This window comes from Pantoea sp. ME81 (assembly GCF_903970985.1).
Taxonomy (GTDB): Bacteria; Pseudomonadota; Gammaproteobacteria; order Enterobacterales; family Enterobacteriaceae; genus Pantoea; species Pantoea communis.
Window position 1 is genome coordinate 35,089 of record NZ_CAJCKS010000028.1, and the last position, 9,359, is coordinate 44,447.

Here is a 9,359-nt window from a genome sequence, read left to right on the forward strand (position 1 = left end):
ATGCATTGCCCCTTCTGCTCCGCTGTGGACACCAAAGTGATTGATTCTCGCCTGGTCAGTGAAGGTTCATCGGTGCGTCGCCGCCGCCAGTGTCTGGTGTGCCATGAGCGTTTTACCACCTTTGAAGTGGCTGAGCTGGTGATGCCGCGCGTGGTGAAAAGCAACGATGTGCGTGAACCCTTTAACGAAGATAAGCTCGCCAGCGGCATGATGAAGGCGCTGGAGAAGCGCCCGGTGAGTGCCGATGCGGTGGATAACGCCGTCAACCACATTAAAACGCAACTGCGTGCCACCGGCGAACGCGAGATTCCCAGCAAGCTGGTCGGTAATCTGGTGATGGAAGAGCTGAAGAAGCTCGATAAAGTCGCCTATATCCGTTTTGCTTCTGTATACCGCAGCTTCGAAGATATCCGTGATTTTGGCGAAGAGATCGCCCGCTTACAGGACTAAGCCATGACTGACGAACGCTACATGGCGCGCGCGCTGGAACTGGCGCGTCGCGGACGTTTTACCACCACACCCAATCCTAATGTTGGCTGCGTGATTGTGCGCGACGGCGAGATTGTCGGCGAAGGCTGGCACCACCGTGCGGGCGAGCCGCATGCTGAAGTGCACGCGCTGCGCATGGCGGGTGAAAAAGCTAAAGGCGCGACGGCTTATGTCACGCTGGAACCCTGCAGCCATCATGGCCGCACGCCGCCGTGTTGCGATGCGTTAATTACTGCGGGCGTCAGTCGCGTGGTGGCGGCAATGCAGGATCCCAATCCGCAAGTGGCGGGACGCGGCTTGTATCGTCTGCAGCAGGCCGGCATTGAAGTCAGCCACGGCTTAATGATGAGCGAAGCGGAAGCATTGAATCGTGGTTTTCTGAAACGTATGCGCACTGGCTTCCCGTGGATTCAGCTCAAACTCGGCGCATCCCTTGATGGGCGCACCGCGATGGCCAGTGGCGAAAGTCAGTGGATCACCTCGGCGGCGGCAAGGCGCGATGTGCAACAATTACGTGCCCAGAGTTCGGCTATTCTTACCTCGAGTGCCACAGTGCTGGCAGACGATCCGTCATTAACCGTGCGCTGGGGCGAACTGAATGAAGATGCACGCCAGCAGCTGGATGAAGCCACGCTGCGTCAGCCGATTCGCGTGGTGATTGATAGCCAGCAGCGTGTGACGCCGCAACATCGACTGATGAGTCAGCCGGGTGAAACCTGGCTGATGCGTAGTGAAATCGATCAGCAAACCTGGCCAGACAGCGTCAGCCAGATTGCGGTACCGCTGCGCGGAGAGCAACTGGATCTGGTGGCGATGATGATGTTACTCGGCCAGCGGCAGATTAACTCGGTGTGGGTCGAAGCCGGTGCCGGTTTAGCCGGTGCGCTGTTGCAGGTTGGACTGGTCGATGAACTGATTGTCTATGTGGCACCGAAACTACTGGGCAATGCGGCACGCGGTCTGTGTGAGCTGCCTGGACTGGAACAATTGGCTGATGCGCCAGAGCTGAAGTTCAGCGATGTGCGCAGGGTTGGCGCGGACCTGCGGCTGACCCTGACGCCCGCTTAAGCACCGACTGAAAAGCCTGAGCGCGTCGCCGAAGAGTATGATAGAATCCGCCCCCTTCTGCGGGGCCATAAATCAAACACCCAAAGGATATGTATGAAAGTTATCGAAGCTCCTGTTGCCACGCCTGATGCTCACATTGCCATCGTTATTGCGCGTTTTAACAACTTCATTAATGACAGCCTGCTGGATGGCGCGGTGGATGCGCTGAAGCGTATTGGCCAGGTCAAAGCAGAAAACATCACTGTGGTTTGGGTTCCAGGCGCTTACGAACTGCCATTGGCAGCGCGCGCACTGGCGAAAGCCGGTAAGCACGACGCGATCGTGGCGCTGGGAACCGTGATCCGTGGCGGCACCGCCCACTTCGAATATGTGGCAGGTGAAGCCAGTTCTGGCATTGCCAACGTGGCGATGACCAGCGAAATTCCGGTGACTTTCGGCGTGTTAACCACCGAAAACATCGAGCAGGCGATTGAACGCGCCGGCACTAAAGCAGGTAATAAAGGCGCCGAAGCGGCCCTGACTGCACTCGAAATGATTAACGTATTGAAAGCCATCAAAGCCTGATTTTTGGAAGGGGAATTTTGTGAAACCTGCTGCTCGTCGTCGCGCCCGTGAGTGCGCTGTCCAGGCGCTTTACTCCTGGCAGCTGTCGAACAACGACATTGCCGATGTGGAATACCAGTTTCTGGCGGAACAAGACGTCAAAGACGTCGATATTAGCTATTTCCGCGAATTGCTGGCCGGTGTGGCGACTAACAGCGCGTACCTGGACGGTCTGATGAAGCCTTACCTGTCACGTCAGCTGGAAGAGCTGGGTCAGGTAGAAAAAGCCATTCTGCGTCTTTCGCTGTATGAGTTGAGCAAACGTTCTGATGTGCCTTATAAAGTGGCCATCAACGAAGGCATCGAACTGGCCAAAGTGTTTGGCGCCGAAGACAGCCACAAGTTTGTCAACGGCGTGCTGGATAAAGCAGCCCCACAAATTCGACCCAATAAAAAATAAATGCGAAAGGCCGGTTTACCGGCCTTTTTCTCATTGAGACCTGACTTATGTCCTGTGGTGAATTCGAACTGATCGCACGTTATTTTAACCGCGTTACCAGCTCCCGCCGCGATGTGGAGAAGGGAATTGGTGACGACTGTGCGTTACTGAACGTGCCCGAAAAACAGACGCTGGCCATTAGCACCGATACGCTGGTGGCGGGCGTGCACTTCCTGCGTGATATCCATCCTGCCGATCTGGGTTACAAAGCGCTGGCCGTGAATCTCAGTGATTTGGCGGCAATGGGTGCCGATCCGGCGTGGTTGACGCTGGCGATTACCTTGCCTGAAGTGAATGAAAGCTGGCTGGCCGCATTCAGCGATAGCTTATTTGAGCTGCTGGATTACTACGATATGCAGCTGATTGGCGGTGATACCACGCGCGGACCGCTGAGCCTGACGTTGGGGATTCACGGTCTGGTGCCGACAGGACGCGCATTAAAGCGTTCGGGTGCCAAACCTGGCGACTGGATCTTTGTTACCGGTACGCTGGGTGACAGCGCGGCGGGCCTGTCGCTGCTACAACATCGTCATCGCCTGAACGATCCGGCTGTCCATGAAGTGTTGATCAAGCGCCATCTGCGCCCGATGCCACGCGTGTTGCAGGGCCAGGCGCTGCGCAATCTGGCGACCTCGGCGATCGATATCTCCGATGGTTTGATTGCCGATCTCGGCCATATTCTCACGGCGAGCCGCGTTGGTGCGCGCCTCAATCTGGAAGCGTTGCCGCTGTCTGCTGCGTTGCGCGATCATTTTGAGCCGGAACAGGTGCTGACCTGGGCGTTAAGTGGCGGCGAAGATTATGAGCTGTGCTTTACCGTGCCGGAAGTCAATCGTGGTGCGCTGGACGTGGCGCTGGGTCATCTTGGTGTGCCTTATACCTGCATCGGGCAGATTGCGCCTGAAGCCGACGGGTTGACGCTGCTGGAAAATGGCAAGCCACGTCGTTTTAATCACAAGGGATTTGATCACTTTAATGCGAAGTAAAGATGTAGCGAAAAGCCGCCTGCGCCTGAGCAATCCCTGGCATCTGTTGGCAACCGGTTTTGGCAGTGGCCTGAGCCCGATCATGCCAGGCACCGCCGGTTCGATTGCCGCGATTCCCTTTTGGTGGTTGATGACCTTTCTGCCGTTGCAGATTTACTCGCTGCTGGTGCTGATTGGCATTAGCGTGGGCGTTTATCTGTGCCATCGCACGGCGAAAGACATGGGTGTGCACGACCACGGCAGCATCGTCTGGGATGAGTTTATCGGCATGTGGATTACGCTGATGGCGATCCCAGCAATGAGCTGGCAATGGGTGCTGGCCGCGTTTGTCATCTTCCGCATCTTCGATATGTGGAAACCCTGGCCGATTCGCTGGTTCGATCAGAACGTGCATGGCGGCATGGGCATTATGGTCGATGACATTATCGCGGGCGTGATATCAGCGGCAATTTTGTATGGATTGGGGCTGGTGCTTTAATTCGGCAGGTGCGCCTAACTCACGTGCCCTCTGTCACAACGCGTACGAAAGCTTCAGAACAGGCTGGTGCCGTTCAGGGGCTGGCAATACGCAGCGCTGAACGTAATGAGTCTACCAGGATAGCCCGCAGGACGCGGGCTGTTAAATCATTACTCGAATCCCACCACCGGATGCGGTTGATAAACCGTTTCCAGCTCGGCGATATCCGTTGAACTCAGCTCCACATCCACTGCTTTAACCAACTCTGCAAACTGCTGCTCGCGCGATGCACCGATAATCGGGGCTGTGACCACCGGTTTATGCAGCAGCCACGCCAGTGCCACCTGTGCACGCGTCACGCCTTTATCGGCGGCAATGGTCGCCAGACGCTCTGCAATCGCCGCATCGTTCTCTTCGGTGCCGGTATAGAGTTTTTCCATCACGTTATCCGATACCGAACGCGCCGTGGTTTCGCCCCATGGACGCGTCAGCTTGCCGCGCGCCAGCGGGCTCCACGGCAGCACCGCGATACCTTCACGTTCACACAGCGGGTGCATCTCGTTCTCTTCTTCACGCTGAATCAGGTTGTACTGATCCTGCATACTGACAAAACGTGCCCAGCCATTCTGCTTTTGCAGATCCAGCGCCTGAGCGAACTGTGCAGCATGCATCGAAGAAGCGCCGATGTAGCGCGCTTTACCCGATTTCACCACCTCATTCAGCGCCTCAAGCGTCTCTTCGATCGGCGTGTCGTAATCCCAGCGGTGAATCTGCAGCAGGTCGACATACTCCATGCCGAGACGCGTCAGGCTATCGTCGATGGATTGCAGAATGTTCTTGCGTGACAGCCCCTGAGAAAGGTTGCTGAGCGGGAAATACACCTTGGTGGCGACAACAACCTGATCGCGCTGGGCGAAATCTTTCAGCGCACGTCCGATAATCTCTTCACTGCTGCCATCGGAGTAGCTGTTGGCGGTGTCGAAAAAGTTAATGCCCGCGTCCAGCGCTTGCTTGATCAGCGGTCGACTGCTCTCTTCGGGCAGGGTCCATGCGTGATTACCGCGCATCGGATCGCCGTAAGTCATGCAGCCTAAACAGAGACGCGAAACCTGTAAGTCGGTTTGGCCTAAACAAATTGTTTTCATGGGAGCTCCTGCTCTTATGCGTTAGGAATGCCCTAAGCATAGCAGCAGGAGCGGGGAGGGGATTACTGTGCCAGCCAGTCAGTGATTTGCTGCTGAATACCGGCGGCATCCAGCTGATAATCCTGGCGAACTTCTTCCTGCGTGCCCTGAGGAATAAATTCATCTGGCAGGCCGAGGTTCAGCACGTGCACACGCAGGCATTTCGCCATCACGTATTCGTTGACGCCGCTACCGGCTCCGCCTTTGATCGCGCCTTCTTCCAGCGTCACCAGCGAATCATGGCTGGTGGACAGTTCGGCAATCAAGGCTTCATCCAGGGGCTTCACAAAACGCATATCTACCAGCGTGGCGTTCAGCGCTTCAGCGGCAGCCTGTGCTTCAGGCAACAGCGTGCCGAAGTTGAGGATCGCCAGCTTTTCACCACGGCGCTTCACAATGCCTTTGCCCAGCGGCAGGCTGGCCAACGGCTCCAGCTTAGCACCAGTGCCCGTGCCGCGCGGATAGCGCACTGCACTTGGCCCCGCCTGATAGTGATAGCCGGTGTAAAGCATCTGGCGACATTCGTTCTCATCGCTTGGCGTCATGATCACCATTTCGGGCACACAGCGCAGGAAGGCGATATCGAATGCGCCCTGATGCGTTTGGCCATCGGCGCCAACGATACCGCCGCGATCGATAGCGAACAGCACCGGCAGTTTCTGGATCGCCACATCGTGAATCAGCTGATCGTAAGCGCGCTGCAGGAAGGTGGAGTAAATCGCCACCACCGGCTTGTAACCGCCAATCGCCATACCTGCAGCAAAGGTCACCGCATGCTGTTCAGCAATCGCCACGTCAAAGTACTGTTGCGGATAGTCACGAGAGTAGCTGACCATGCCAGAACCTTCACGCATCGCCGGCGTCACCGCCATTAAACGCGGATCGTCCGCCGCCATTTCGCTCAGCCAGCTACCGAAAATTTTCGAGTAGCTCGGCAGGCCTGGCGCGCTTTTCGGCAGAGAACCGCTGGCCGGATCGAACTTCGGTACCGCATGCCAGGCGATGGGATCCTGCTCGGCAGGCGCGTAGCCTTTGCCCTTTTTGGTCATGATGTGCAGGAACTGCGGGCCTTTCAGGTCACGCATATTCTTCAGCGTGCTCACCAGCGTCAGCACATCGTGGCCATCAACCGGACCGATGTAATTAAAGCCCAGCTCTTCAAACAGCGTGCCCGGCACCACCATGCCTTTCAGGTGCTCTTCGGTGCGCTTCACCAGCTCTTTGATCGGAGGTAGGCCGCCCAACACACGCTTGCCGCCTTCGCGCAGCCGTGAGTAGGTTTTACCGGAGAGAATCTGGGCCAGACGATTGTTGAGTGCGCCGACGTTTTCCGAGATCGACATCTCGTTGTCGTTGAGGATCACCAGCATGTCAGGTTTGATATCGCCTGCGTGGTTCATGGCTTCAAACGCCATACCTGCGGTGATGGCGCCATCGCCAATAATACAGGCGGTACGACGCCCTTTGCCTTCACGCTCAGCGGCAACCGCCATGCCCAATCCGGCGCTGATCGAGGTCGATGAGTGACCGACGCTCAATACGTCGTATTCACTTTCGCCGCGCCACGGGAACGGATGCAGGCCATTTTTCTGGCGGATAGTGCCGATACGATCGCGGCGTCCGGTCAGAATTTTGTGCGGATAGGCCTGATGGCCAACGTCCCACACCAGATGGTCAAACGGGGTGTTATAAACATAATGCAGCGCGACTGTTAGTTCGACGACGCCCAGACCCGAAGCAAAGTGGCCGGAAGACCGGCTCACGCTATCCAGCAGATACTGACGCAGCTCGTCACACAGTACCGGAAGTTTTTCTTTCGGTAGTAAACGTAATTCCTGAACCGTGCTCGCTAATGCCAGTGTCGGGTATTTTGCAATATCAAAACTCATCAGAGACTCATTATGAAAGTTATTTATCGCGTTCAATTATGAAGCTTGCCAGTGCTTGTAATGCGGTGGTGTTGTAGGACTGCGCTGCCAGGATTTCTAACGCGCCCAGTGCTTCCTGATAAAGATCCCACGCTTTACTGCGGGCATTATCCAGTCCCATCAGCGCCGGATAAGTGCTCTTACCCAATGCCTGATCCGCGCCCTGAGTTTTGCCCAGCACCGCGGTATCGCCCACCACATCAAGAATGTCATCCTGCACCTGAAACGCCAGTCCGATGGCGTTGGCGTAGGTATCCAGGACCGGAAGTGCCGCACGGCCACGTTCACCCGCCGTCAATGCGGCAAGACGCACTGCAGCGCGAATCAAAGCGCCAGTTTTATGACGATGAATCTGCTCGAGCTGGGCGAGGTCGATTTGCTTGCCTTCTGCGGCGAGATCCAGCGCCTGGCCACCGCACATGCCTGCCACACCGCTGGCCTGAGCCAGTTCGGAGATCATCGCAATGCGATCTTGCGGGCTGACGCCGGGCATCGGCTCATCGGCCAGAATCGAAAACGCCAGGGTTTGCAACGCATCACCAGCGAGAATTGCTGTGTCTTCACCATATTTTATATGGCAGGTTGGCTGTCCGCGACGTAACGCATCGTCATCCATCGCGGGCAGATCATCATGAATCAGAGAGTAAGCATGAATGCACTCAACGGCAGCGGCCGGGGCATCCAGGCTGGCCGCATCGGCCTTTAACATCTCGCCCGTGGCGTAAACCAAAAATGGACGCAGACGCTTACCGCCTAATAGTGCCCCATATTGCATGGATTGCACCAGAGGAGAACTCTGAAAAGGAAGTGGATCTATTAAGCGTGTCAACGCCAGATTGACGCGTTCGTGATACGCGTTGAGTAATTTGGCGAAATCCATCAGTCATTTTCCGGCGTGAACGGCGCGAGCGCGGCATCTTTGTCATCGCTGAGCAGGATCTGCACGCGCTGTTCAGCCTGCTGCAGGGTTTGCTGACCGGTGCGTGCCAGCTGTACGCCGCGTTCAAATTCGTTCAGTGCTTCTTCCAGCGGCAATTCACCACTTTCCAGACGGCTGACGATTTGTTCCAGCTGCTGTAATGCGCTTTCAAAACTGGCTGGCGCTTCGGCTTTTTTCGGCATAATCAGTGTCGACTCACAGGTTAGGAATCATCTTGCAATCGGTCATGGTAGCCGACGAGGATTAATTAGCAAAATAATGAATGTGATTGCGGTTGCAGAAGCGGTCATCTGACAAAGGTGGTATACTTTTGCGCCTCGGATGCGGGCGCTTCTGCGTTACCCGTAATTATATGATTTTACCAGTTAAGTGCCGATGGTTTTAGCACTTATTTGCCCAACGAAGCTGTGTCGCCATGAAGTTTATCATTAAGCTCTTCCCTGAAATCACCATCAAAAGTCAGTCGGTGCGTCTGCGCTTTATCAAGATCCTGACCGGTAACATCCGCAATACCCTGCGTACTGTCGACGACGAAATCGCCGTGGTGCGTCACTGGGACCATATTGAAGTACGCGCTAAAAAAGAAGCACTGCGTACCGTCGTTATTGATGAACTGACGCGCATCCCCGGTATTCACCATTTACTGGAGGTTGAGGATCAGCCTTACACCGATATGCACGATATCTTCGAGCAGACGCTGGCACTGAATCGCGAGCGTCTGGAAGGGAAAAGTTTCTGCGTGCGCGTGAAGCGTCGTGGCAAACATAGCTTCAGCTCGATTGAGGTTGAGCGTTACGTGGGTGGCGGTCTCAATCAGCACATTGAGACTGCACGCGTGCAGTTGAAAAATCCCGATGTGACGGTCAATCTCGAGATCGAAGACGATCGTCTGCTGCTGATCACCGGCCGTTATGAAGGGCTGGGTGGTTTCCCCATCGGGACGCAAGAAGATGTGCTGTCGCTGATTTCAGGTGGCTTCGACTCCGGCGTTTCCAGTTATATGCTGATGCGTCGTGGTTGCCGCGTGCACTACTGCTTCTTCAACCTCGGCGGTGCCGCCCATGAAATCGGCGTCCGTCAGGTCGCGCATTATCTGTGGCAGCGTTATGGTCGTTCGCATCGCGTGCGCTTCGTGGCGATCAACTTCGAGCCGGTGGTGGGCGAGATCTTAGAGAAAGTGGACGACGGCCAGATGGGCGTCGTGCTGAAACGCATGATGGTGCGTGCAGCGTCGATGGTCGCTGAGCGCTACGGCGTTCAGGCGC

The 9,359-nt window shown here is 56.0% G+C and carries 11 protein-coding genes; 7 read left to right on the top strand and 4 right to left on the bottom strand.

The features are described 5' to 3' along the window. From nrdR to pgpA, 6 genes are all read left to right on the top strand, one after another. Nucleotides 1-450, top strand: coding sequence for a transcriptional regulator NrdR (gene nrdR, locus H7A81_RS07655; RefSeq protein WP_034831027.1), 450 nt, complete (start codon nucleotides 1-3; stop codon nucleotides 448-450). A gap of 3 nt (nucleotides 451-453) precedes the next feature. Continuing rightward, the gene (gene ribD / locus H7A81_RS07660; protein WP_182057173.1) at nucleotides 454-1,557 is read left to right on the top strand and encodes a bifunctional diaminohydroxyphosphoribosylaminopyrimidine deaminase/5-amino-6-(5-phosphoribosylamino)uracil reductase RibD; all 1,104 of its coding nucleotides are present in this window, start codon (nucleotides 454-456) and stop codon (nucleotides 1,555-1,557) included. Nucleotides 1,558-1,650: 93 nt separating this feature from the next. Continuing rightward, nucleotides 1,651-2,121 (top strand): 6,7-dimethyl-8-ribityllumazine synthase, encoded by a 471-nt coding sequence (gene ribE, locus H7A81_RS07665; RefSeq protein ID WP_034831031.1) that lies wholly within the window; start codon nucleotides 1,651-1,653, stop codon nucleotides 2,119-2,121. A 19-nt stretch (nucleotides 2,122-2,140) separates the two neighbouring features. Continuing rightward, a complete protein-coding gene (gene nusB, locus H7A81_RS07670) occupies nucleotides 2,141-2,560 on the top strand; it encodes a transcription antitermination factor NusB (RefSeq protein WP_038648596.1) in 420 nt (139 codons plus the stop codon). Between the two features lie 47 nt (nucleotides 2,561-2,607). Beyond that, nucleotides 2,608-3,585, top strand: coding sequence for a thiamine-phosphate kinase (gene thiL / locus H7A81_RS07675; RefSeq protein WP_034831036.1), 978 nt, complete (start codon nucleotides 2,608-2,610; stop codon nucleotides 3,583-3,585). Further along, nucleotides 3,575-4,063, top strand: a complete 489-nt coding sequence (gene pgpA, locus H7A81_RS07680; RefSeq protein WP_182057174.1) for a phosphatidylglycerophosphatase A — start codon at nucleotides 3,575-3,577, stop codon at nucleotides 4,061-4,063. The genes thiL and pgpA overlap by 11 nt, the downstream gene beginning before the upstream one ends. A gap of 149 nt (nucleotides 4,064-4,212) precedes the next feature. Here the strand turns inward: pgpA and H7A81_RS07685 are convergent, their stop codons facing one another. The 4 genes from H7A81_RS07685 to xseB form a co-directional block, all read right to left on the bottom strand. Continuing rightward, nucleotides 4,213-5,187: an aldo/keto reductase gene (locus H7A81_RS07685; protein ID WP_182057175.1), complete on the bottom strand. Its 975-nt coding sequence runs from the start codon at nucleotides 5,185-5,187 to the stop codon at nucleotides 4,213-4,215. A 62-nt stretch (nucleotides 5,188-5,249) separates the two neighbouring features. Beyond that, the gene (gene dxs / locus H7A81_RS07690) at nucleotides 5,250-7,115 is read right to left on the bottom strand and encodes a 1-deoxy-D-xylulose-5-phosphate synthase (protein ID WP_182057176.1); all 1,866 of its coding nucleotides are present in this window, start codon (nucleotides 7,113-7,115) and stop codon (nucleotides 5,250-5,252) included. A 19-nt stretch (nucleotides 7,116-7,134) separates the two neighbouring features. Next, nucleotides 7,135-8,034 carry a (2E,6E)-farnesyl diphosphate synthase gene (ispA, locus tag H7A81_RS07695; RefSeq protein ID WP_182057177.1) on the bottom strand — a complete coding sequence of 300 codons (900 nt, stop codon included), beginning with the start codon at nucleotides 8,032-8,034 and terminating at the stop codon, nucleotides 7,135-7,137. Beyond that, nucleotides 8,034-8,276, bottom strand: coding sequence for an exodeoxyribonuclease VII small subunit (gene xseB / locus H7A81_RS07700; RefSeq protein WP_034831045.1), 243 nt, complete (start codon nucleotides 8,274-8,276; stop codon nucleotides 8,034-8,036). The genes ispA and xseB overlap by 1 nt, the downstream gene beginning before the upstream one ends. A 233-nt stretch (nucleotides 8,277-8,509) precedes the next feature. Here xseB and thiI point away from each other — a divergent pair. Next, nucleotides 8,510-9,359: tRNA uracil 4-sulfurtransferase ThiI (thiI, locus tag H7A81_RS07705; RefSeq protein WP_182057178.1), on the top strand; the 850-nt coding region annotated here is incomplete at its 3' end.

What these genes read in the sequence shown, in the direction of transcription:
- ribD (WP_182057173.1), top strand. Translation starts at nt 454, where the DNA reads ATGACTGACGAACGCTACATGGCGCGCGCGCTGGAACTGGCGCGTCGC.
- ispA (WP_182057177.1), bottom strand. Translation starts at nt 8,034, where the DNA reads ATGGATTTCGCCAAATTACTCAACGCGTATCACGAACGCGTCAATCTG.
- thiL (WP_034831036.1), top strand. Translation starts at nt 2,608, where the DNA reads ATGTCCTGTGGTGAATTCGAACTGATCGCACGTTATTTTAACCGCGTT.
- pgpA (WP_182057174.1), top strand. Translation starts at nt 3,575, where the DNA reads ATGCGAAGTAAAGATGTAGCGAAAAGCCGCCTGCGCCTGAGCAATCCC.
- H7A81_RS07685 (WP_182057175.1), bottom strand. Translation starts at nt 5,187, where the DNA reads ATGAAAACAATTTGTTTAGGCCAAACCGACTTACAGGTTTCGCGTCTC.
- ribE (WP_034831031.1), top strand. Translation starts at nt 1,651, where the DNA reads ATGAAAGTTATCGAAGCTCCTGTTGCCACGCCTGATGCTCACATTGCC.
- dxs (WP_182057176.1), bottom strand. Translation starts at nt 7,115, where the DNA reads ATGAGTTTTGATATTGCAAAATACCCGACACTGGCATTAGCGAGCACG.
- nrdR (WP_034831027.1), top strand. Translation starts at nt 1, where the DNA reads ATGCATTGCCCCTTCTGCTCCGCTGTGGACACCAAAGTGATTGATTCT.
- xseB (WP_034831045.1), bottom strand. Translation starts at nt 8,276, where the DNA reads ATGCCGAAAAAAGCCGAAGCGCCAGCCAGTTTTGAAAGCGCATTACAG.